The 23,155-nt window shown below is 63.5% G+C and carries 20 protein-coding genes and 2 pseudogenes; 9 read left to right on the forward strand and 13 right to left on the reverse strand.

Going from position 1 to position 23,155, the window contains the following annotated elements; genetic code table 11:
- Positions 1-541: 541 nt before the first annotated feature.
- Positions 542-2,389, forward strand: a complete 1,848-nt coding sequence (locus JWS14_RS44925) for an RNB domain-containing ribonuclease (protein ID WP_206016968.1) — start codon at positions 542-544, stop codon at positions 2,387-2,389.
- A 453-nt stretch (positions 2,390-2,842) separates the two neighbouring features.
- Here JWS14_RS44925 and tnpA read toward each other — a convergent pair whose 3' ends face one another.
- Positions 2,843-3,289 carry an IS200/IS605 family transposase gene (gene tnpA / locus JWS14_RS44930; RefSeq protein WP_206016699.1) on the reverse strand — a complete coding sequence of 149 codons (447 nt, stop codon included), beginning with the start codon at positions 3,287-3,289 and terminating at the stop codon, positions 2,843-2,845.
- Positions 3,290-3,311: 22 nt separating this feature from the next.
- On the opposite strand from tnpA, the gene JWS14_RS44935 reads away from it, so the two are divergent.
- Together JWS14_RS44935 and JWS14_RS44940 are read left to right on the forward strand one after the other, a co-directional pair.
- Positions 3,312-4,460, forward strand: coding sequence for an RNA-guided endonuclease InsQ/TnpB family protein (locus tag JWS14_RS44935; protein ID WP_206016700.1), 1,149 nt, complete (start codon positions 3,312-3,314; stop codon positions 4,458-4,460).
- A gap of 128 nt (positions 4,461-4,588) precedes the next feature.
- On the forward strand, positions 4,589-4,801 hold the full coding sequence (locus JWS14_RS44940; protein ID WP_206016701.1) for a hypothetical protein: 213 nt from the start codon (positions 4,589-4,591) through the stop codon (positions 4,799-4,801).
- 247 nt (positions 4,802-5,048) lie between these two features.
- On the opposite strand, the gene JWS14_RS44945 is transcribed toward JWS14_RS44940, so the two are convergent.
- From JWS14_RS44945 to JWS14_RS45000, 12 genes and pseudogenes are all read right to left on the reverse strand, one after another.
- Complete coding sequence (locus tag JWS14_RS44945; protein WP_206016702.1) at positions 5,049-5,696, reverse strand: NUDIX hydrolase; 648 nt, start codon at positions 5,694-5,696, stop codon at positions 5,049-5,051.
- Between the two features lie 7 nt (positions 5,697-5,703).
- Positions 5,704-6,996, reverse strand: coding sequence for an adenylosuccinate synthetase (locus JWS14_RS44950; RefSeq protein WP_206016703.1), 1,293 nt, complete (start codon positions 6,994-6,996; stop codon positions 5,704-5,706).
- An 82-nt stretch (positions 6,997-7,078) separates the two neighbouring features.
- On the reverse strand, positions 7,079-8,065 hold the full coding sequence (locus JWS14_RS44955; RefSeq protein ID WP_206016704.1) for a hypothetical protein: 987 nt from the start codon (positions 8,063-8,065) through the stop codon (positions 7,079-7,081).
- Positions 8,066-8,071: 6 nt separating this feature from the next.
- A complete protein-coding gene (locus JWS14_RS44960) occupies positions 8,072-9,136 on the reverse strand; it encodes a protein kinase family protein (RefSeq protein ID WP_206016969.1) in 1,065 nt (354 codons plus the stop codon).
- Between the two features lie 571 nt (positions 9,137-9,707).
- Positions 9,708-10,076: a histone-like nucleoid-structuring protein Lsr2 gene (locus JWS14_RS44965; RefSeq protein ID WP_061697460.1), complete on the reverse strand. Its 369-nt coding sequence runs from the start codon at positions 10,074-10,076 to the stop codon at positions 9,708-9,710.
- A 254-nt stretch (positions 10,077-10,330) separates the two neighbouring features.
- On the reverse strand, positions 10,331-10,675 hold the full coding sequence (locus JWS14_RS52035; RefSeq protein ID WP_420855178.1) for a zinc-ribbon domain-containing protein: 345 nt from the start codon (positions 10,673-10,675) through the stop codon (positions 10,331-10,333).
- Positions 10,579-11,983: pseudogene (locus JWS14_RS44975) on the reverse strand (IS1380 family transposase). The gene JWS14_RS52035 and the pseudogene JWS14_RS44975 overlap by 97 nt, the downstream one beginning before the upstream one ends.
- 55 nt (positions 11,984-12,038) lie before the next feature.
- Positions 12,039-12,278, reverse strand: a complete 240-nt coding sequence (locus JWS14_RS44980; RefSeq protein ID WP_061697462.1) for a hypothetical protein — start codon at positions 12,276-12,278, stop codon at positions 12,039-12,041.
- Between the two features lie 561 nt (positions 12,279-12,839).
- Entirely contained in the window at positions 12,840-13,343 is a 504-nt protein-coding gene (locus JWS14_RS52040) for a Zn-ribbon domain-containing OB-fold protein (protein ID WP_082833262.1), read from the reverse strand.
- Positions 13,244-14,377, reverse strand: a complete 1,134-nt coding sequence (locus JWS14_RS44990) for a thiolase C-terminal domain-containing protein (protein WP_206016705.1) — start codon at positions 14,375-14,377, stop codon at positions 13,244-13,246. The genes JWS14_RS52040 and JWS14_RS44990 overlap by 100 nt, the downstream gene beginning before the upstream one ends.
- A gap of 65 nt (positions 14,378-14,442) precedes the next feature.
- Complete coding sequence (locus tag JWS14_RS44995; protein ID WP_206016706.1) at positions 14,443-15,765, reverse strand: MFS transporter; 1,323 nt, start codon at positions 15,763-15,765, stop codon at positions 14,443-14,445.
- A gap of 273 nt (positions 15,766-16,038) precedes the next feature.
- On the reverse strand, positions 16,039-16,785 hold the full coding sequence (locus JWS14_RS45000; RefSeq protein ID WP_206016707.1) for a GntR family transcriptional regulator: 747 nt from the start codon (positions 16,783-16,785) through the stop codon (positions 16,039-16,041).
- 182 nt (positions 16,786-16,967) lie between these two features.
- Here JWS14_RS45000 and JWS14_RS45005 point away from each other — a divergent pair, with 182 nt between their 5' ends.
- From JWS14_RS45005 to JWS14_RS52045, 6 genes and pseudogenes are all read left to right on the forward strand, one after another.
- Complete coding sequence (locus JWS14_RS45005; protein WP_206016708.1) at positions 16,968-18,224, forward strand: CaiB/BaiF CoA transferase family protein; 1,257 nt, start codon at positions 16,968-16,970, stop codon at positions 18,222-18,224.
- A gap of 51 nt (positions 18,225-18,275) precedes the next feature.
- Entirely contained in the window at positions 18,276-19,040 is a 765-nt protein-coding gene (locus tag JWS14_RS45010) for an SDR family NAD(P)-dependent oxidoreductase (RefSeq protein WP_206016709.1), read from the forward strand.
- Positions 19,041-19,140: 100 nt separating this feature from the next.
- Complete coding sequence (locus JWS14_RS45015; RefSeq protein ID WP_241031859.1) at positions 19,141-20,517, forward strand: aldehyde dehydrogenase family protein; 1,377 nt, start codon at positions 19,141-19,143, stop codon at positions 20,515-20,517.
- 12 nt (positions 20,518-20,529) lie between these two features.
- A complete protein-coding gene (locus JWS14_RS45020) occupies positions 20,530-21,273 on the forward strand; it encodes a carboxymuconolactone decarboxylase family protein (RefSeq protein WP_241031808.1) in 744 nt (247 codons plus the stop codon).
- 179 nt (positions 21,274-21,452) lie between these two features.
- Complete coding sequence (locus tag JWS14_RS45025) at positions 21,453-22,328, forward strand: SDR family NAD(P)-dependent oxidoreductase (RefSeq protein ID WP_206016712.1); 876 nt, start codon at positions 21,453-21,455, stop codon at positions 22,326-22,328.
- A gap of 509 nt (positions 22,329-22,837) precedes the next feature.
- A pseudogene (locus JWS14_RS52045) lies at positions 22,838-23,151 on the forward strand (hypothetical protein); the annotation flags it as partial.
- Positions 23,152-23,155 lie beyond the last annotated feature (4 nt).

Raw genomic sequence — 23,155 nt, forward strand, 5'->3', positions numbered from 1 at the left:
GCGACAGCATTTTCCATCCGCGGTGGCCAGCGGCCAGCCGGGCGGTGGAGACGGTGACGGGGTGGAGTGTTGGGTGGACCTCGGCCGCGCAGGTCCACTGGCAGGTAGGGGGCAATGTGAACTCTCACCGAAGACACGGCGCGCCTCGCGTCAGGTTGTCGGCCCGGGTGTTAGACCAGATCTACGCTTTTTGAGCGAGGTGATCGTCTTGTTCGTGCTGGTCGGGCGTGTTCGTGCACGCTGGAGACGCTCCCGTACAACGCGGCCCCCGTTTCGGTGGTCGTCAGATCCGGAAGCAACGGGTACTCAGGGGCACGAGACCGGCACCAGGGGCGTGGGGGACACCACGGTGGGCGGGGACAAAGCTGCCTCAACAGGGCGTTGGCGGCGTAGCCGCAAGTCCGCTGGATCGGTGGGCGTGTCGAAGGGAAGAGGTGATCGACACTGATGTCCGTCGCTGGTACTGATGGTTTCTGGTGCAGTGTCGCTGCCGATTTCTGGTTGAGGAGGCGCAGTGTCCAATAGTGGTGTGCCATTGTTGATGGTGGATCGGTCCGAGGCCCTCGATCGCGATGATGCGTTCGCGGTGACCGAACTCGCCGACGGTTCGGGTTGGAAGTTGGAGGTGCACATCGCCGGGGTCGCGGACGTCGTGGCCCTAGGTTCCGACGCCGATGCGACGGCATTCCTGCGCCGTGAATCGAAGTATCTGTCCCGTCGGACGGTGCCGATGCTTGGCCGCGACACCGAGCAGGCGGCGACATTGACCGAGACAGCGGAGAGGTCCACGCTGCGGGTACTAGCAGATCTGTCCGCGGACGGGGTGGTGTCCGGGGTGAGCGTCGATCGCGGGCGGGTGCCGGCCGGTAGGTGCATCGCGGTCGATCATGCGCAGATCACCGAAATCCTCGGCTCGGTCGACGACCCGCTACACGAGGGCGTGCGAGCCGCGAATGACGCCGCGCAGGTGCTGCTCCAGGGACGTCGCAGGTCCGGTGTCTTCGCCCTCTACGATCTCGCGCACGGCTGGGGCTCCACCGAGGAAGGGGGAATCGCGCCGATCCCACTGGACGTGCGCACGGTGGGATATGTCATCGTGCAGGAGTTGATGATCGCAGCCAACGAGGTCATCGCCATGTGGTGTGTGCAAGAGGACCTTCCGGTCCTGTTCCGCAATCATCGCAGCGCGGTGACCGCGGGCAGCACCGAGGACCTCGCGGCGGAGGTCGCGGTGGCGATGACCGATCCAGTGCTGTTCGAGAAGCTGCGTTCGCGTCTGCAATCGTCGTATCGTGCTGCCACCTACGCCCCGACGGTGCACGGCCATCACGGGCTCCGGCTGGCGGCGTACACGCACGCAACGTCGCCGCTGCGCCGGGTGTCGGACCTGATCACCCAGCGGGTGATCTTCGCCCACCTCGACTCCGCTCCGGCCCCGTACACGAGCGAGCAACTCGGCAACCTCGCCGCCGATATCAACCGGCGTATCGCAGCGGACCGGGAAGAGAAGGCAGCGCACTTCAAGGCACGTGATCGAAAGGTGACCGCGCAGGTCGTCGCCGCCGGCGAACTCGCGGTACTCGACTCGAAGCGGTGGGCGAAGGTGCTCGCGGCTGCAACAGCACGTGACCCGATCGGTGACGTGGTCAACGAGTTGCGCCGCCGCGTGCAGTCCGACGACGTGACGGTGACCGCGATCGTGACGTTGCTCGAAGCCGGGGAGAATTGGGCGCCGATCCGACGTGAGGTCTTCGACTGGGCATCGCGGGCGCATCCGGAGTTCGGGCCGAGTGTGGTGTCGATGTGGCTGCAGGCGCATCCCGACCTGCCCCGGCCCGAGATCGACGGCGATCACCGCGGGCCCTCGCACACGCCGGTGTTCGCGGCACGAGTCCGGGTGGGTCAGGTCTGTGGGCCGTGGGCCACCGCGGGCAGTAAGAAGCGAGCCGAGCAGGACGCAGCGTGGGGCCTGACGAAGGCCGTCGCGGCAGGGGAGAGCCATCCGGAGGTCGACTCCCCGCTGCGGGACGACCCGCAGCCGGTGCCCCCGAGCACCACGCATGCAGGGGTACGGGCGCGGCCGGCATCAGCGCGCAGCGGACCCATGGATTCGGACTCGGGCCAGGCATCGAGACGGCGGGAGCGAGCGCAGAAGAACCCGATCGCCTGGGTGATCAGCCATGCCGAACACCACGGCCATCCCTCCCCACAGTGGGCCGTGAGAATGGAGGGCGCCGCCCACGCGCCGGTGTTCACGTGCGAAGTCCGCTACCTCGACCACACAGCAACCGGCAGCGGGACAACAAAGAACCTCGCAAGAACCGCCGCGGCAGCGGACCTTGTCGATTCGCTACTTGACGAGACGTCCCCAGCCCGATCACACCGGTAAACCCGAAGCTCACCCACCCGTCCGTTTCGATAACGACTTTATGGCGCCGCCGTGGCCACGGGCGGGGGCGAGCTCTTGATCCCTCGGCGGCGAGCGGCCCTCCGGCCAGCGAAAGGGGAGCGCTGGTCGTTGGGCCTGGCTGCCACCGGGGCCGTCGAACCCGCTGTGCAGCGTAGGTCAGGAGTACCCGCGGAACATCGAATTACTCCGCGCTTCGCCCCGGAGAAATCCGACCGCAATGCGGTCCGTGGGCGAGCCGCATTCCACCTCGCCACATACGCGGCCGGCGCACTTGTGAACCCACATAGCCTGAGCACAGATCGGCCGGTGGTTGTGAGTTCGTCTGGTGGGCGCGGATAGGTCACGCTTATGCTCCGAAGGGCAGCCGAAGAAAGGTGCAGTCCATGAGTGACCGCGGAGCGTAGCGCGCAAGCCCGGTCCTTCAGGGCCGGGTTAGCGCATCGACTTCGGCCTGCCGGGAGCGCGGGGCGGTTGCCGCTGCTGCTCGATGTACTGCCGGATGATCGAGATGGGTGCCCCGCCGCACGATGCGGCGAAGTAGCTCGGGGACCAGAGGTGTCCGTTCATCGAGTGTCGGTTCACCCATTCTCGGTACTGGTCGCGCAGGCGGCGTGCGGAGACGCCTTTGAGGCTGTTCACCAGCTTCGAGATTTGGATGGTCGGAGGGTATTCGATCAGCAGGTGCACGTGGTCGCCCTCCCCGTTGAACTCGACCAGCCGAGAACCGTAGTCGTCGCACACGCTGCGCATCACCTGTTCGCAGGTGGTCAGCATCTCGTCGGTGAGGACTCCGCGCCGATACTTGGTAACAAAGACCAAGTGGACGTGGAGGGCGGAAAACACGGAGCGGCCACGTCTGTATTCAGGTTCAGAAACCATAGACCAATGTTATTGTTTGGGTGTGCAGTTGCGATACCAGTACCGCGTCTATCCGACGCCCGGTCAGCAGGACATGCTGGCCCGGTCGTTCGGGTGTGCGCGGGTGGTGTTCAACGACTGCCTGCGCATCCACCAGGACGCGTATGCGTCCGGGGTGAAGTTGTCGGATACCGCCGTGCAGAAGCAGGTAGTCACCGCAGCGAAGAAGACTCCGGAGCGGGCCTGGTTGGGCGAGGTCGCATCGGTGGTGCTGGTGCAGGCGTGTCAGGACGCGCGGCGGGCGTACCGAAACTGGTTCGACTCGCTCTCCGGGAAACGGAAGGGCCGCAAGGTCGGCGCGCCGCGGTTCCGGTCCCGCCGGGACAATCGGCAGGCGATCCGGCTGACCCGCAACGGGTTCTCGATTCGCCCGAACGGGAAGCTGTACGTGGCGAAGGTCGGCGAGTTGGAGGTCGCCTGGTCCCGCGATCTGCCCTCGGAACCGTCCTCGGTGACGATCATCAAGGATGCAGCGGGCCGGTACTTCGCGTCGTTCGTGGTCGAGACCACCGACGAACCTCTGCCGCCGGTCGATGCGGAGGTCGGTATCGACCTCGGGTTGGCAACGTTCGCGGTCCTGTCGAACGGCAAGACGATCAGCTCGCCGAGGTTCCTGCGCCGTGCAGAACGCAAGCTCGGCAAGGCGCAGCGAGTTCTGTCGCGCAAGGAGAAAGGCAGCAACAACCGGGTCAAGGCACGTATTCGCGTCGCGAAGGCCCACGCCAGAGTGTCCGACGCTCGCAAGGACTGGGCGCACAAGCACTCCACGGCGATTATCCGCGAGAACCAAGCGGTGTTCGTCGAGGATCTGTGCGTCCGGGGGCTGGCGCGGACACGGTTGGCGAAATCGGTCCACGACGCCGGGTGGGGAATGTTCACCCGCATGGTGGAGGAGAAAGCCGCCCGCTACGGGCGCACCTTCGTCAAGGTGGACCGGTTCTATCCGTCGTCGCAGATCTGCTCCCAATGTGGGGTCCAGGGCGGCCCGAAACCGCTCTCGATCCGGGAGTGGGCATGCAAGGCGTGCGGAGCGGTTCACGACCGCGACGTCAACGCCGCGAAGAACATCCACGCCGCAGGACGTGCGGAGTGGCTAAACGCCTGCGGAGGGGCCGTCAGCCTTCCCTCCTAGAGGGAAGCGAGCCCCAATGAAACAGGAACCCACCCAAGCGGCGCGCAGCGGCGCAGAAGGAATCCCGGTCGTTCACGGCCGGGAGGACGTCAAGAGAGCGAGAAGAAGTCGGCGCGTCACTTGATGCGATGCGCGTGGGCACCCGGGTGCTGGTGCGTAGGCAGCCTGAGGCAGCGACAGGCGTGATCGTCGAGGACTACGCCGAACTGACCGATACCGCTGGACGCGGCCACGATTGGGCACCTGTCCATAGGTGGGCGGTCGCCCTTGACGACAGGCGTCTGGTCTTCGCCGACACCGAGGACCTCACGGTCGATATCGGCACAGCAGACTCCGAATAGGCGGCAGCACCACTGACGAGTGGTCGATAACATTCGCATCGGGGAGCCGGTGCTGCTTCCCCAAGATCATCCCGAACAGCACCGAGCAGTACCTGGTGACAGTTGATGAGGTGTCGAATCCGGAGCCGTGACCCCGAACGGCGGCGACCAGGCGTCGCTACGTCCATTCTCGCATCAGCGACCGAGGTCAGCAGGGACGGTAGCGCCGCTCGGTGCGCTAGTGGCACGGTGTCCGCGAGAATGTCACTTATGTTGTGGTCCAACGCCATACGACTGCCGGTCGGCCGGTAGCCTGCACGCGGACGCGCTCGTCAGTACGTTCGAGTCCCGGTATCGCCTTGAGCGTGCGATTGAGATTGCCTTGATCGGGCCGGCTGCCGGTGAGGGCAGAGGTGACCGTGACGGCGTGGGTGGCGGGAAATTCTGCGCCGAGGAGGGCCCGGGTGAATGTTGCGTCCCGCCAGAGGAGACTGGTGGCGAGGATGCGGCGTCCTGCCGCGACGATGCGGTCGTGGTCGAAGGCGAGGTTGCCGTGTTCGTCGAAGCCGCGCCACTGCGTCGCGGCGGCCGGGTCCGTGGTGATGTTGTCGGCGGTGATCACGGCCCACATGGCGATGGACAGGGTCGGCCCTCGCGGGTCGCGACTGGGTTCGTCGAACACCTCGAGTTGTCCCACGGCCAGGATCGCGTCGTCCGGGATACCGAGCTTAGTGGTGACGGCGCGACGGGCTGCCATCTCGAGGCGTTCACCGGCGCCGAGAAGGACACCGGGCAGGGCCGTCTGCCCGGTGTACGGCTCCCAGCGGCGGGGCGCGACGCCGTAGCGCAGCGAGCCGGGTTCGGGATTGCCGAACCGGAGAGCGACCACGTCGACGGAGACGGATGACTGTTCCATACGGTGATCATGCGACAGCAGGCTCTCGGACGCGACGAGCGGCCCGACTGGGACCGTCGGAGGTGAGCACCACCGGTGCGCCGACCAGCGATCCGAGGTGCGCCGCGACGTCTGCTGGATGTGTCGGCAACTCGACTGTGTCGGGCGTGAGTGCGGACAGGACGTCGGTGAGGTGTTGTTGATGCGTGAGGTCCTTCCACGGCCCGAGAGGCAGCAGCTCGCCGACGCCGGGGTACCGGCGTGCGCTACGGAGGGGAATGCCGGCCGCTGCGGCACGGGTGACGGCGTCGAGGTGGGTGACGGCCAGACTGTCCACCCCGCCGCATACCTTTGTCGCGTACCGCATCAGTACCTCGTCGAGGTCCCCGATCCGGAAGGTGCCCTGGTAGCTGCCGGTGTCGTTGTGCAGTTCGGGAAGGACCGCACCGAGCGTTGGGTTCTCGGTGGGCATCGGGCCTGCACCGTGCCGGGTGGTGTAGGTGCGGGTGACGCCGAGCACGTGGCTGTCGCGGCCCTGCTCGGCGGAGAGTGCGCGCGCGTTGCTCGGTTCCACGGTGGACCAGGTGGTGTGTGGGTGGAACCCGCGCCACTCGTCGAGTAGCACTCCTTGTGCGCCCTCGTAAACCAGGCGCCCTCCGTCCGCGAGGGCGGCGAGGTCACCGTCGTCGGTGATCCGGACCGCGGCCACGAATTCGGAGTACATGATGACCATGTCGTCGAGGTCGGGCCACCGGTGCACGCTGGGGGAGACCAGGTGACGGTAGTGGTCGGCCATCGCGGAGAGCTTGGCGCGCAGAACCGCTGGGCGGTGGCAGTCCCCGACTGTGGGTGCGTCCGGGTGGTCGAGGGCGTAGGCGGCGGTCTCGCCGATACCTTTGCCGCAGGAGCCGTGCCGGCCGTCGCCGCGGGCGTCCTCGCGGGCGCGGTTGGCGGCGACGTGGATCGGGGTGGTCAGTAGCGCGTGGGCGTCGATGTGCAGTAACTGGAGCGGATTCGGTACCCCCAGCGCGGCCAGGGCGCGGGCCTCGGCGGCGAGGGCGATAGGTTCGACGAGGACATGCTTCGACAGCACAGTGGGAACGCCGGAGAAGGTTCCGGACCCGAACTGGGAAAAGGTGTGGTGGCGACCGTCGGCGACGACGTTGTGCGCGGCCTGTGCGCCGCCGTTGAACCGGACGACGGCTGAGACGTCGAGGCCGGCGTCCGGTGCGCAGAGCCAGTCGGCGGTGGCGCCTTTACCGGCGTCGCCGAAGCCCAGGTCGACGACGATGATGTCGCGGTCACCGAACACCGTGGTCATGGGATCTCCTGTCGTAGAAGGGGGTCGGGAGGCGGGGCTCGCACCCGAAGCGGAATCGAATGCCCCGCCTCCCGAACGGGTGTCAGGTGAAGGACACGTCGTCGCTGCCGGCCGGATCGATCGGCAGCGGACTCACCGCGACGGGGGCCCGCGCCGCACTGAGGACGGCGAGCGCGTGACCGACGGTGTCCGCTTCAGCGGCGGATCCGACGTCACGCAGGTCCGCCAGACCCTCACCGAGGTCGATGCGGTCCTCGCCCATGCCGACCGTCAGAGCAATCAGCTCGCACACCGCGCCCGGGTCGTCCAGCTTGAGGAACCGTTCCCCGAACAGACGTTGCCAGTGCTCCGCGATCTCGGGATCGTGGAAGTACGCCGACTGATTCGGCAGTACGAAGTAGACGTTCCACCGCCGTTCGAGTTCCCGGTACACCGACTCGACGGTGACATCGCGGTCGAGGTCGTCGCCGATCACCGCGCGCACGTGCCGGGCCGACAGTCGGGCCTTGTTCAGCTCGTCGCCGATGATGAACAGGTACCCCTTGTGGCCACGTTTGTCCCACGCGTCCGTGGCGGTGTGCCGCGCCATGAAATATGCGGCCAGCTCGTAGCTCTCAGACTTCTGACCACCACCGTTGCCTTCGAGGAAGATGGTGCGGAGTTGCTCATCCATAGCGTTGCCGGACTCGAATTGACCGACCTGCAGGGGCACTCGGTCGGAGTCGGCGTCCCCGATGCCGCCGAACAGGATCTGCGGGTCGTCGGCATACCCCTTGCGCTGCAGCAATCCGTGCAGTTTGCCGAGCTTGTCCTGCATGATCCGCGGTACCGCGCCCATCGAACCGGTGACGTCGAAGAGCACGGCGATCGGTAGCGACTCGGGGTGCCCGGCCGAATCCCGGCATTCCCGCACCGTCACACCCAGCGGGTCCAGGGTCGGATCGGCCTTCCACTGGTCTCTCGGCCGTGCGTACATCGCGCTGGTGTAGCCGAAGTCGTCGACGCCGCGGGCGGCGCGGAACGTCTTGGCCGCGGTGTAGGTGTCGTCATCCCATTTGCCGTATCCCATGGTGGATCACTGTCCTTTCGTGGTGGGCATGGTGAACGGGCGGAAGCGTCGCCGCCCGTAGAGCGTGTCGAGCAGGTCATCGAACTCGTCGAGCAGATCGACGGCGTCAGGTCGCAGACCAGGTTGTGGTTGCATGCAGCCGCATGCGAACGCGCGCAGGCGGTCCGGGGCCGTGTCGGCGAGCATGGTCAGCATCAACTGATGGGCCATGAACACATCCCAGGCCGGGGTTGCGGGGGATCCGGTGGAACTTTCCGGTGGATAGTGATCCCGCCGAGAGGGGATCGTCGCCAGCGGAACCGTGCCTGGGCGTGTGGCGAACGACCACCCGGCCAGTACCACTCCATGCCGCTCAGGGTGAATGAGCACGTTGTCCGCGGTCACTGCGGTGTGCACCCACCCGGCGCGATGCGCGGCGGCCAGAGTCCGCAGCAGACGCCGGTGCATCCACACCCAATCCCGCGGATCGAGCCCGCCCGGGTACGCAGCCCGGACCTCGGCGAGTGTGACGAATCCGGTGGTCAGTGAGTCCAGCACGTTCACCTGCCGCCGGGCGCCGGTCACAGGGTCGGCGTGGGTGAGGTGGTCGATCAGCTGCGGGAAGTACGCGCGCAGCCAATCATTCCCGCCTTCGGCGGACGCCGCGATCTCCGTGAGCGCGGCCCGTTCCGCGTCGATCAGAGCGTTCGAGGAGACATTGCGGGGAACCTTGATCACCACGCCCGCGCCGCCGCTGTCGGTGGCATGGTGCAGGTCGGCGATCGAACCACGGGCATGCCGAGTCCCGAGTCGGTAGGAGCCGCGACTGCCGTCCAACACGATCGCCGCGGCCGCGGCCGCGGCCGTGGTAGTCGCAGCCTGCTGCCAGCGGCGATATAGGTCGGACGCATGTGTGAATGCTGCTGCCGCGCGGGCGGCGTACGCGCGATCAACCCGATCCGGGTGAATCAGAACCGACAGGCGGCGGAACCGCCGACGGGCAGCGCGCTGAGCCGCCGGATTGTGGGTGATTGGGCCGAACAGGTCGCTCGGCACGATTGCCGCTCCCACAACATCGAGTGCCTCCGTCATCGTCTCCATACTTTTAGTCTAGATGACTAAAACATTGGTCTGCAACCCGTGAGGATCGGTCAGAGGCGTGTGGGTCGCAGGGCAAACAGTCCGAGCTCCGAGGAGTGAGCAATGCTGGAAAATCGATCGAACCGGGGCACTGGCGATGGAAGCCGCCGTCGTTGCTCCCGTGGACGACTCGTTGGACGGTGCGCCGACGGCGATGCCAGCACGGTGCGAGGTCTTCGCGCCTACATCAAGATTGCAGGATCAACTTATCGGGATGTATCGGCATAGTGCAGGGCAATGAGAAGTGATTAACGGTGGGACTGGATTCGGTGTTTCATCGCACCCGACGACAGAACTTCGGACGTCCTCGTGCATGACTCGGAAATCTCGGCCAGCAGCCAGGGCAGACGTTCCTGGAGGGTTCGAAATTGGTCGCGGTTCCTCGAATACCTGGTGTTCGTTCGAATGTCAAAGAGTAGGGACTCTCGTTGATACGCCACCTGCGATTGCCGTTCGCTCCTAGCCTTCCACTTCATCCCCTCGACCGAAAGCCCAACGAGTAATTTCGCTCTCCCGACAGTCGTCAGTGAGCAGCGTTGTATGCCTCCGCGATCTCGGTAGGAATGCGCCCGCGAACCCCGATGTCATAGCCCTGCTCCTGAGCCCATTCTCGCACTGCCCTCACATGATCACGGTCCCGCCGCGCAGGCTTCCGCTTGACCTCCTCACCCGACGTGAGTGTGCCCGCTGATCGATTCTTGCGGCCACCTACTCTTGTGGCGTGATCGATGTAATAATCGAGTTTCTTGTGGAATTCCTTCGCATTCTTCGCTGACAAATCAATGTCGTAGTCGATCCCATTCACGGAGAATGCGATCGTCTCGCCCCTTCCCTCCGCAATAGGGGATCCGTCGATATCGTCGACATGCTCGACAACTACTTGGCGCGCCATTTCCACTCCTTCGTCACCTTTCGCACCCACTCTACGTCCATTACGCAATGCTCGCCTCAGCGAATATGAGGGTGCGTCAGGCTGCGGCATCAAGAATGGCTAAACGGACGGAAAGATTTGGACGCTAACCCATCCGTCAGGCGGCGAGTCCCAACTATGCCGACTCCCAACGTCGAATGGATTTCGTCGTGGCGTCAAGCCTTGAACCATTCTGCTCCCCGACTAGATCTCGAGTGGCGCCGCTGAGATTGGGTTCAGACCGCTTTGCGTGCAGAGCTGTCGCGGGTAAGGACACCAGGCGTCTTCCTCGATCGTCTTGGGCAGATGCCCCATCGATGAGTTCTCGAGCGGACCCTGATCTTGATCGGCGCCGACCACTCGTGCCCGCAGTCGCCGCACCTCCACCAAACCTTCCTGGCACTGTTCACGCCGACCTGATCTGGTGTGATGTCGGAGTTTCTATCCCAGTTCCAGTCTGCGACGACGTCCGGCCGCTTGTCAGCTAGTGACGTACCTGGCTTCGGCGGGCGACTACTGCCGGCCTTACGCGAACAGATGCGACAGCCGCGTCCATACGTCCGGGCTTGAACGGTGGCCAGTGGAGAGGCAGGTGAAGTACTGGTCCGGCGAATCGGGCGGGGACGTTGACCAGGTACCGGCGCAATGTGGCACCACGAGCAACGGCGTGACTTCCTCCGCAGACGGTGCCCGCGGCGCGCAGCAGGTTGTGCGGATCGCGGCGCAGAGCACCCAGGCGCTGTTCGCGCCGAAGCGCCTGGAGGGAATGTGGCAAGTGGTCCGTCGATCAAGTCCGCGAACACCGTTTCGACGATCGCGTGTTTGCGATGAGTGAGGTCGGCGTCGACGGTCTGCAGGTCGGAGTTGGTGAAGAACGGGTGATGCCGCCCTACCGGGAACAGCGCGTCGGGGTAGTTGGCGTCCTTGACGCGGCGCACGATCAGGCGGGCGGTGACCTGGTGGCGTCCGGAGAACGCGGTGTACTCGACCTCGGCGACCTCGGCGTCGGAAATCAATTCCCCGGTGTCGGGGTCGGTGACCGCACCGGGAGAGTGCAGGGCATCCATTCCCTGCCCGTCAATACTGTCGATGGCCTGGGTGATGCGCGGGTTACGGGTCATCACCAGCGAGAACTCGATGCCGGCGGTGACCGCGGCGCCGATGACGGCCTTGTTGCCGAACGCCGAATCGCCGCGGGCCATGATCTTGCCCGTCGCCCGCAGGCGCGGGCGGTGGTGATCGCCGAGCGCAATTGGGAGGCAGCGCCGCGCCCGGAGCCGGCCTTGCCTGCCCGTAGTCGCATCTCCGCGATCACCGGTGCCGCCTGCGCGGTGGACAGGGCCGTGACCTGCGGCGAGAGGCCCTTGCGGAGCAGGGCGCGACCGGCGATCTTCGCGTGCCCGTAGGAGGTCCTTGCTTCTGGTGCCCGTAGACCGGCCGAAGCAACGAGTCGATGTCGAGGTACGCCAAGTCCTCGATGCCGGGCAGCAGTGGTGTGCGGGCGGCGAGGCCGATCAGGTGTCGGCGCAGCACCGCCCCGAGCTGCGGGCTGTGTCCGTAGGTGAACTCGCGCAGGAAGATCCCCAACGTCGACGGCGCATACACCTGGTCGAACACGATCGGGCTGCCACCCGCCCGGATGGTGTCCACATCGTCGATGTTGTCGGCTCCGGTGAGCGTCCCACCGACGATCGAGGTCAGTTTCCCGACCGCGTTCGCGCCGCACCCGAGGCCACCCGCGTGGAGTCGAGGTCGACATGAGAGTCGATCAGCTCCGACAGGCCGGACTGTTCGGCGAGTTCGAGAACCGGCACCAACCCGGCCGCCGACACGAGATTGCGTTCGTCGAACACCGCGGACCCAGCCGTGAACGTGTGCGGAGATTGCACTGAAAGTGCCTTTCCGCATGTGGACAATCGTGACCTGAGAATCTCGATTCTCTCACTACGGGAAGCGCTTTCGCCATTCGCACGCCGTCGCACCCACAGCAAACTCCACGGATCCAGGCAAAGGTTTCTCCTCCATTTTCATCGCGAGGTGATCATGGGCGCGGATCTCGCGGACCTTTGCCTTGAACCGTGACGGTGTCATCCCGAACCGGACAAGTATTTCCTCTGCGGGTGCGCCGCCATAGGGGGCCCACGTTCGGACAAATTCGAGGATGTCCTCGGCCTCTTTGTCCACTTTGGGTTCTTCGGCACGGGTCCGATTTGCCGCTCGGCGCCGCTGTTGCCACTGTCGGTAGCGGCGTATCTCAGGGGCAGTCTGCGCGCCGGGACTGGGGCGAGATGCTGTGTTTCTGTAGGACTCCGGATTCGTGGGTTCCATCATGCTTCCTTCATCATGGTCGAACTGTGGGGTCAAGTTCGTGCTACCGGATGGGACCGCACTCGGATCGCGTAGGAAATCTCCGCGGCCATGTGGCAGGGTGTTTCGGTGCGGAGATGTCGGCACGTCGGGCCCGCCCGATTGAGCGGAACTAGGCGCCCACACCGGCCCACACCCGCTGCACATGGACGAGTGCAGTCGCGTGCCGCTGAGTTTGTGCCACCGGAGGGTGCCGTTGTTAGCTATCGGAGAAAACGGACGCGAGGTTAGTGATTCGCTGTGCACGTGCGAGTTTCGGAAGATCGCTACCGTCCCGGGCCCGTTCACCACCTAAGCCGAGTTCATCGATCTTCCGGTAAGTCAGGCTTCCTGACGAACGACTGATCAGATGGATCTCGCCAGGCATCGGAAATGGCGCTATCGGTGGAGGGCCCATTCGAGCATTGTGAATTCCTCGTCGATGTCGGTGAATAGGCCCGTCACACGATCACCGATTATTGGCGCACTGTCCTCGTCGCACAGGATGCGCCCTGGAATGACAGGCCCGGCAGCGAGTTCGATCAACGCAACCGTGTACGGGACGGCGTCCTTCAGTTCAGGATGTAGTGCGCGCTCGTACACGGTGTAGCTCCAGATGGTCCCCGTGGGTTCTACATCACGCCAGTCAGCGTTTCGGGACCAGCATTCCGGGCATAGTTCGCTTGCCGGGAATCTTGTATATGAGCACTGGCTGCACTGCTGGAGTGATAGCCGCCGTTCGCGCATTGCGGTCCACATCGGTGCCGTCAGATCATCGCCCGGGGCGGGTCGAATGTGGCTGTTCATGCTGCTGCCGTCAGTAGTGTGGCAGCGGCTTTCAGGAAGTCGTGCGACGAGCAGTCGAGCGCGGTTCGCGCCCCGGGCACCTGTCGCTCGCCGCATTCGCCACGTAGTTGTCGAACTGACTCGCAGAGGTTGAGCCAACCCCACATGTAGCTCTCTGATAGTTGCCCCCCACTCGTGTTTACCGGTAGTGATCCGCCTGGTCGAGTGTTTCCTGCGGCGAAGAATGGCCCGGCGTCGCCTGGTTCGCAGAAGCCGTAGCTCTCGAGCATCTGGAGGGTCCACACAGAAGTCGCATCTTGAACGTAGACGGCGTCGATTTCCGAGGGGCGCATACCCGTGGTGTTCCAGAGCTGTCGGGCAGTCGCGCCCAGCCAGGGCCGCATGAGATTGTCGGCGTTCTGGTCGGCTCGTAAGGCCGTCTTCTCTGCGATGCCGACAATGTGAATCGGCTTCTTGGGTGAATACTTTGCGCGATCTGCTCGAGTCAGTACGAGTGCAGCGCCGCCGTCGGAGATCATTGTGAGATCGGGACGCCGCAGCGGCGCTGCGACGTAGGGGTGGGAGAGGTAGTCGTCGATCGTCATCTTTTCCTTGAAGATGCTGAGGGGATTGAGGCGAGCCCATTCCCGTTGGGATACCGACACCCATCCGAGCTGTTCCTCGGTCGTTCCGTAGAGGTGCTGGTGTCGACGGAAGGCCATCGCCGCCGAGCCGGCGACATGTACAAGTCCTGCCGCGGCGGCGAATTCGGCACCACCACCGACTGTGCGCCCGAACCCCACGTGTTGGGAACGTTGATTCGTCCCATATGTGAGCACCACAGTGTTTGCCAGCCCTGCGGTGATCGCCATGACACCGAGGTGAAGTGAGAAGTTTCCGGTACCGTAATCGAGGGTGGCGCTGTAGTCGGGATTGATACCCAGCATGTGGCCGATTTGTTCATCGATTCCCGCGCCGCCAGTGAGATTTCGGCACGTGATCAGGCCGTCGACGTCGTCTTTGGTCAAGCCGGCGTCAGCGAGCGCCAGTTGGACTGCTTCTGCGGCTATTTCGTTGGCACTACGGCCCGGGAGTTGCCCCTGCTCGGTGGTTCCGACACCGACCACAGCGGTCTTCATGGCAATGGACATACTTCAACTCTCACTTTGAAATGCACGGTGTCGACCTGCGGTCAGGGTTGGTGGCCGGATACGAATTAGTTGTTCGCTGGCTGATCAAGATCGCGAAGATCTATGCCTTTTGTTTCTTTGATCAGGATGGAGCCGCCGACCACGACGGCTCCTAGTACCATGATGTACACGCTGAAGAGCGAACTCTTGCCAGTCGAGGTGAGCCAGGTGTTCAGGTAAGGGGCAGTGCCGCCGAAGATTGCAACTGACAACGAGACGACGAGTCCGACGATGGTTGCCCGGATCCGGGTCGGAGCTTGTTCAGCCACGATCGCGGGGTAGATCGCCCCGGCGCACGCCCACACGAGCTGGCCCAGCATCAGCGCGACGAACAGAGTCCACGGGGCGCTGGACACCATGCCGGCGATGGGGAACGCGAGTGCGATCATGAGCGCGCCTTGGGCGAACACGAATGGCTTACGGCCAACTTTGTCGGATAGGGCGCCCATGAAGGGCAGCAGAAGCACGATGAGGCCCTGAGACAGCAAGCTGACCACGAAGGCTGACGTGGGATGCATGTCGTGCTGCGAGATCGCGTTGGTTGGAGCGAACGAGACCCATGCGTAGAAGGAGATGTTGGTGCCGACCGAGATCATGATGATGCGTAGAGCGATACCGAGGATCTCCCGACCACTCATTTTGGTTGCGGGGGTATCGGATTCTTCGACGGTCTCGGCCTCTTCGAGAAAGACTTCGGTTTCGATGGCGGTCCGGCGGATCCACAACGCGAACAGTCCCAACAGTCCGCCGAACGCGAATCCGATCCTCCAACCGTACGAATCCATCTGTTCCGCGTCGAATATTCCGGTCAGTACTGCAGCACTGGATGTTGCGGCCATCAAACCAATCGTTGATGCTACGAAAGGCATCGACGACCATAACCCGCGTCGCGCCGGCGGAGCGATCTCGGCGGCATAGGTGTACGACACGCCGGCCTCGCCTCCGTGCGCAAGCCCTTGGACCAGTCGCACGATCAGCAGAAACGCCGAGGCCCCAATTCCGACCGCCGCGTAGGTCGGCAGCGCGGCCATTGCCACGCTCGACCCCGCGAGTAGGCACATTGTCGCGACCATGACGTTCTTTCGGCCGATCTTGTCGCTGAGTCGGCCGAAAACGAAGCCGCCGACGGGTCGGGCGACGAATCCTACCGCGAAGATCGCCAGCGTGCTCAGCAGAGCGGAGGTGGGATTTTCAGACTGAAACGCGTTGTGGGCCAGATAGACCGAGAAGATCGCGTAGAGATTCCAGTCGAACCACTCGAGTGCGTTTCCGACCCCGGCCGCTACCAATGAGCGGCGTTGCGCTCTGGAGGATGTTTGCTTGTCCGCAGACTGGGTGGTGCTTACCATTTTGTGTCTCCATGGGTACTGGCGAAGGAGTCGACGCGCGACTGAAGGGGCTGTGCCTACCTCAAACGGTTCGAAGTCGACCGCTCGCAGTGGGGGTTGACTTCGGTGGCTGCTAAACAGCTCGGCGAGAACGGACATGCGGGGGACGGTCTCGCCGTAGCGGCTGGACTGCTGGGCAATGTCGTCGGGATCACAGTCGACAGTACTGCCATCGCGTGTGCAAAAGCAAGGGCTATCGGCGAGATTTAGGCGAAAGTGTCGACTCCTGGCAAGTTAGCGAGAGTCGGGGCCTCTACCGTCGACAATGGCAAGCAGGCCGGGTAGAGCGTTGGTCGCCATCGCCCGGTTGAGTGCAGCTGCGAGCTGACCGTCTCGCTCGCGGAGTGCGAGCATCAATCGTTGATGGTCGGCAAGTGAGCGTTCGATTCTCCAGCCACGTGCCATTCCGAGGTGACGTAGCTGCATGACGCGGAGCCCGAGCCCGTCGATGGTTCGCTTGAGTGTCGCGTTCCCGCAGATGAGCGATGCTTGTTCGTGGAACAACACAACCTGCCAAAAGTATGCATCGTCGTCACCGCTCTCGGCTGCGCTTACCAGGCCGGCGAGGTGTCGCTCCAGAGTGTCGAGGTCTGCATCGGAGGCATTCTCCACGATTTGGCGGGCGACGAGACCGTACAGCTCGCTGCGTAGATCGTAGATCTCGATGATCGTCTGTCGGGTGAACTCGGCGGCCCTGGGTCGGCGACGTGCCGGGACCTCGACCATCCCTTGGCGTTCCAAGACGAGGAGTGCTTCGCGGACTGGTGTGCGGCTGGTGCCGAATCGCTGTGCCAGGTCAAACGAGTTGAGGTCGTCGGACTGTCCGACACGCTCTTCGATTATGTCCCGAGCGATTTCGATGGCGATCTTGCCGACCAACGAATCCTGGCGCTCGTCCACGCCGAGGAGTCTGGCAAGAATTCCATCGATATCGGCTGTGGACACACTCATCGGCCGCGCCGCGTTCCCATCGCTCTCCATGCGGACACAATAAACCCCCGATCGGTGCCCCGGCGTCACCTCCAGCCGGAGTCGCAATCCTCGCGCAGGCCCCGCTAGAAGCATGAAGTGTCGACTCTCTGGGCCTGATTTTGAGGATCTACTAGTAATTCGTCGACTGTTGTGCTTATAGTGGCGACACTTACGAAGAAGGAATCAACCCAATGGCGAACCCATCAACCGTTCGGCCACTGCCTCTCACCGGCATCAGAGTCTTGGACTTCACTACGTTTCTGTCCGGTCCGTCCGCAACGCAACTGCTGGCAGACCTCGGCGCAGACATCGTGAAAATAGAACCTGCAGTGGGAGATTCGAGTCGATCGATCCCTCCGCACTTCCTCGGCGACGACAGTGCGTACTATCTGGCCAACAACCGCAACAAACGAAGTGTTGCCCTCGACCTCAAGCGGCCGGAAGGACTCGACGTCGCATTGCGACTGATCGCGGTCTCCGACGTGGTCATCGAGAACTTTCGGCCCGGAGTCTTCGCGCGCCTGGGTATCGACAAGCACGCAGTCACTGCCGAGCGACCCGACTTGGTCTGGGCGTCCATCAGTGGTTTCGGCCAGTTCGGCCCACACCACCAGAGACCCGCCTACGACATGATCGTGCAGGCAATGAGTGGAGTGATGAGCCTGACAGGCCATCCCGACCAGCCTGCCGCAAGGCTTGGAGTCCCGGCCGGCGATGTCGTAGCAGGCATGTACGCCGTCATTGGGGTGCTCTCGGCGCTCGTGTCCAGGGCAGACTCCGGGTCGGGCCGCATCATCGATGTCTCCATGCTGGACTCCCAACTTGGTCAACTTTCCTACCAGTCCGTCTACGCGATGATGTCCGGGCGGGCTCCGGGGCGTCAGGGAGCCGGGCACGATTCGATCCCCACATACAGATCCTTCCGCGGCTCGGACGGCGCCGAGTTCGTCGTCACCGCCAATACGCAGGCGATGTGGGAGCGGCTGTGTGCCGCCGTCGGCGAACCGTCCCTGCCCGAAGATCCGAGATTCCGCGACCAAGCGACACGACTGCAGCACAAGGACGAGCTCTGGGACATCCTCGAGAAAGTGTTCGCACAACAGCCCGCCGACGAGTGGGTGTCACGTCTGATTGGGCATCAAGTCCCATGCGCGCCCATCCGCGATGTCGCCGAGGCCCTCGTCGACGCCCGCGGTGCAGGCCGCGGGATGGTCGTCGAACTGACCGACGGGAGTCACTCGTTCGAGGGCGTCGCGACTCCGATCTTGTTCGAGAACACCGAAACTCCACCTCTTCGATACCCGCCACGTCTCGGCGAACAGACGCGCGAGGTGCTCGAAGAGCTTCTTGCGCTGACACCAGCAGAGTGCGACCGCCTGGCCCAGTCAGGTGCAGTGTTCCCTCCGGCCCCCCAGGCCGATCCGGAGGAGCCGCATTCCGCCCTCTGAACAGACCATGATTTCGAAGTTCGAAACAAACACCGACAGAAAGGCTCTCACATGAAGCTACACGGCAAGGTCGCAGTCATCACCGGCGCTGGATCCGGAATGGGACGCGCAGGCGCGCTGCTGTTTGCCCAGGAAGGCGCTCAGATCGTCGTCGCCGACCGCGACGAAACCGCAGCACGAGAGACCGCAGAGCTGGTCCGCTCGAAGGGTGGCGAAGCATCCCCCGTCGTCGCCGATGTCACGACCCTCGAAGGCAACGAAACGATCGTTCGCGGCGCCGTCGAGGCCTTCGGCGGCGTGGACGTGTTCTGGGCCAATGCAGGCGTCGCGGCGCCGATGAGCCCCCTGGCAGAGCAGTCCATCGACTTCTTCGACACCCTCATGGCAGTCAACGCAAAGGGGCCGTGGCTGGGGGCTCGCGCAGCCATGCCGCTCATGCAGCAGCGCCCCGGCGCCTCTTTCATCATCACCGCATCCCTCTCTGGATTCCGGGCTCGACCGAACAACAGCGCGTACTCCACGTCCAAGGGTGCGGCAATTCAGCTCACGCGTGCATTGTCGATCGAATTCGCACCTCAGGTTCGCGTCAACTCCGTCGCGCCGGTATCCACCGAGACACCCATGCTCCGCACCTTCATGGAGCACCAAGACGACATCGAAGCGACCATCAACGCGCAGCGTGCCGGGGTCCCGCTCGGTCGACTCGCCCAAGCAGACGATGTCGCAAAGGCTGCGCTGTTCTTCGCATCTACAGACTCCGAGTTCATCACCGGTGTCACCCTCCCCATCGACGGTGGAATCTCGGCTCGCTCCTGAACCCGCCCTTGCTACAGAGAAAGAACTCACAAATATGCACAAGGAATATTACGGTTCGATCATCGACGGCAAGGAACTGCCCGAAGCAGGTACAGCGACGATGGACAGCATCGACCCGGCGACCGGCGGCGTTCTGGCAAGAATCCAACGGTCCGACTCCGCAGTCGTCGACGAAGCAGTCGCCTCGTCGCAACGCGCATTCGAAAGTTGGCGTGCAGTAGACGGTTCCGTTCGCGCCGATGCCATGAACGCCCTCTCGAAGGCGATTCTCGACAATCTCGACGTACTGGCATACCTCGAATCCGTCGACAACGGCAAGCCGCTGCGAGAAGCACAGGCCGACGTACGACTGACCGCCAGCTACTACGCGTACTACGCGGGAGTAGCCGACAAGATTCACGGCGAAACTGTTCCTCTCGGTCCCGCATTTCACTCGTACACCCGCGTCGAACCATACGGAGTCACCGCGCACATCGTCCCGTGGAACGCAGCCCTACAGCAGACCGCACGCGGTGTCGCACCCGCCATTGCCGGGGGCAACACAGCAGTGGTCAAACCCGCCGAGGACACGTCCATGGCGGTCGTCGAATTCGCCAGACTGGCCGTCGAAATCGCAGGAATCCCGCCCGGTGTGATCAACGTCGTCACCGGCCTCGGCGCCGAGGCCGGTGCAGCGCTCGTAGAACATCGTGATGTCCGACGTATCGCCTTCACTGGATCCGTTCCCACCGGCCAATCCGTACTACGCGCTTCGGCAACCCATCTGAGCCCGGTGACCCTCGAACTCGGCGGCAAATCACCGAACATCGTTTTCGCCGATGCCGATCTCGACAAAGCTGCAACCGGTTCGCTGACCGCGATCAACTTCAACGCCGGCCAGGTATGCATGGCAGGAAGCCGCTTACTGGTTCACTCGAGCATCCACGACGAATTCGTGGAACGGCTGACCCGGCTCGACCGCGCCGTCGGTCTCGGCCGCGGCATCGACAACCCCGACATGGGACCGATCACCACCGAGAAGCAGTACCGAAAGATCCTCGAATACTTCGACATCGGACGCTCCGAAGGTGCAGAAGTGGTCGTGGGCGGTGGCCCGGCACACGTCGTAGGACTGGAGGACGGCCGCTTTGTTCAACCCACCATATTCACCGGCGTGCGCAATGACATGCGCATTGCTCAGGAAGAGATTTTCGGTCCAGTCCTCTCGGTCATCGTGTTCGATGATGAAGAGGAAGCGATCCGGATCGCGAACGACACTCCCTACGGCTTGACAGCAGGCCTGTGGACCAAAGACCTCGCCAGGGCGCACCGCGTGGCAGGCCGAATCGACGCCGGCCAGGTATCGGTGAACAACTACTTCGCGGGCGGAATCCGCACACCCTTCGGTGGATACAAATCGAGCGGATTCGGCCGAGAGAAGGGACCCGACGCGGTCTATCACTACCTGCAAACCAAGTCCGTCGCGATTCAGCTCTGAGGAGGCATGCCGATGACAATTTCCAAGGAGAATTTGGCCCCCGTGCAGGCTCTATCCGGTCACCTCGGTGATTGGAACGACGCGCTCGATGCCGAGTACCGCGATTCCCCAGAGTTCTTCGACAGATTTGGCGCTATGGTCGACGTCCCCCGATCACGTGGGGCGCTCACCCCTATCGAACAAGCGCTGATTGGGGTCGCTGTCGTAGGCAACGCTGCCAGCACGAATTGGCCACGACTGCGTGCATATGTGCGGGCCGCTCTCGACCGCGGCGCGAGTCGAGCCGAAGTCCGTGACGTATTGCAGCTGGTCAGCATCATGAGTATCCATGCGCTGTCGATCGGGGCGCCGGCCGTTGCAGAAGTTCTGTCCGAACGGGGGATTCGTCCTCCATCCGGGCTGAGCGACCGACAGCGGAACCTGCGTGCGGATTTCGAACAGAAGCGCGGGTACTGGCACAAGAGCTGGGACGATATCTTGGCGCTCGACCCGGACATGTTCGAGGCCTACATGAACTTCTCCACCGTCGGGGCCCAATTCGGTTCGCTGCCAGTGAAGTTGCGTGAATTGATCTACATTGCCATTGATTGCGTGGTCACACACCTATACGTCCCAGGCGTGCAGATCCATACGCGGGCCGCGCTGGATGCAGGTGCCAGCGTCGAGGAGATCCTGTCGGCGATCGAGATAGCCACGTTCACCGGTGCGGATCCGTATTTCGAGGCAATGACGCGCATACCCGAATTGTTCGAGTGACGGGTCAACTCGGATTCCCTGATCCAGTCGGGTCGCAAACTTCGGTTGGTGTGTGACTCGACTGCGTCAGTCGTGCTGCGGCGGCGGTGATCGGATTTGCGCGCCGCAGGCACCCGAAGGTCCATGAATCCTGATCAGCACAAGAAGTGCTGCCAGGCAGAACTTTCAATCCTCCCACGGTGACTGTTTCGGATCAGGAGATCGGCATGGTAGAGCTCGAAGGCAAGGTTGCAGTCGTCACTGGCGGCGCCAGCGGGATCGGATTCGCAATGGCAGAACGTTTTGCCGGGGAAGGTGTGAAGGTCGTACTTGCCGATATCGAAGAAGGCAGTTTGGATATCGCAGTTTCGGCCCTGAGGGCATCAGGAGCCGACGCTATCGGTGTCCAGACAGACGTATCGGATCCCGAGAGTGTGCACAACCTGGCATTACGCACGATCGACGAATTCGCCGGCGTCCATATCCTGTGCAACAACGCGGGGGTCGACAGCGGCGCGTTGTTCTCCGACATTCCCCTGCGAACCTGGCAGTGGGTGATGGATGTCAACTTCTACGGCGTCCTCCACGGCTGCCGGGAGTTTCTCCCTCTCCTCCGGCAACAACCCGAGGCGCACATTGTCAACACCTGCTCGGTGGCTGCATTCGCGACCGGTGCACCAACAATGAGCCCCTACGTTGCATCCAAGTTTGCGGTCCTGGGGATGAGTGAAAATCTCGAGATCGAATTGCAAACGGCAGGAGAGTCGATCGGGGTCTCGGTGCTGTGCCCAGGTCCGGTCAAAACACGCATGACAGAGTCCGAACGCAACCGGCCCAGCGGCGTCGTATCCACGTTGGCAGATCCCGTTCGGCGTTCTTCGGTCGAGCGTCTGGCAGACACGACCGCCGCGTACGGCCTGGAACCGGGCCACGTAGCAGAGATGGTTGTCGACGCGATCCGAACCAATCGCTTCTTCATCCTGCCCCATCCCGACATGGCGTTGAAGGGAGTGGAGCGACGTATCGCGTGGATGAGGGATGGTACAGCGCCCGGCGCGCGCGAAGCGGGCACGTAAAGACCCACTCACATTGTCCGAGATGCTTGGCCGACGCACTTCGCCCGCCGAGCAGCGCTCTACGGCCCGGATCGAGGTTAACGCATTCGACGAGATCACCGACTCGACAACGACTGCTTTGCTGGCAGCTCACCGGGTGTTCTCGAGCGGGCACGCGCGGATCTCGCGGCGAAGTCTCGACTCCTGGATAGAACAGCATCCGGGGGCGCGTCTAAGTCTGATTTCATGAAGTTGAGATCAGACTCTCCGGATGCCGAAGGCTGCAGCACAGTCGCGCCAGTGACGGCGATGCTTAACGCCCACGCCGGTTCCTCGATGTTCATCGCTAAACTGCCGGGGCGCTCCTGGCGAGCTTGAATTTCGGAGAGTCGGTCAGGGTGATTGCGGCGGTTGCCATGCCGCCGCCGGATTGCCGACCATCCCCACAGGGCTCTCGGCGAGACCGAGCGCGTCGAACTGTTGGGCTGCATGGATGCCGTCGAGGGTGATCTGTCTGCCGAGTTCGGCACGTTCTCGACAACTGCGAGCGTTTGGTGGATGCAGTCGCCACGCTCTCCGGGAAACTGCTTCGGACCTGTCCCGAGCTTCGGATTTTGGCCACGAGCCGGGAGGCCCTCGGTATCGAAGGGGAGCGATACTGCGCGTACCGCCGCTGACGATTCCCGACACGGACGATGAGTTGTCCCTGCGCGGGCTGCCCCAGTACGACGCCGTGACGCTGTTCATGGAACGTGCCGCCGCCGCGGTGTCCGGGTTCGAGTTGATCGAGGACAACCGGATCACGGTAGCGCACATCTGCCGTGCGCTTGAAGGCCTACCCCTAATAC

The sequence above is a fragment of the Rhodococcus koreensis genome (assembly GCF_017068375.1).
Lineage (GTDB): Bacteria > Actinomycetota > Actinomycetes > Mycobacteriales > Mycobacteriaceae > Rhodococcus_F > Rhodococcus_F koreensis.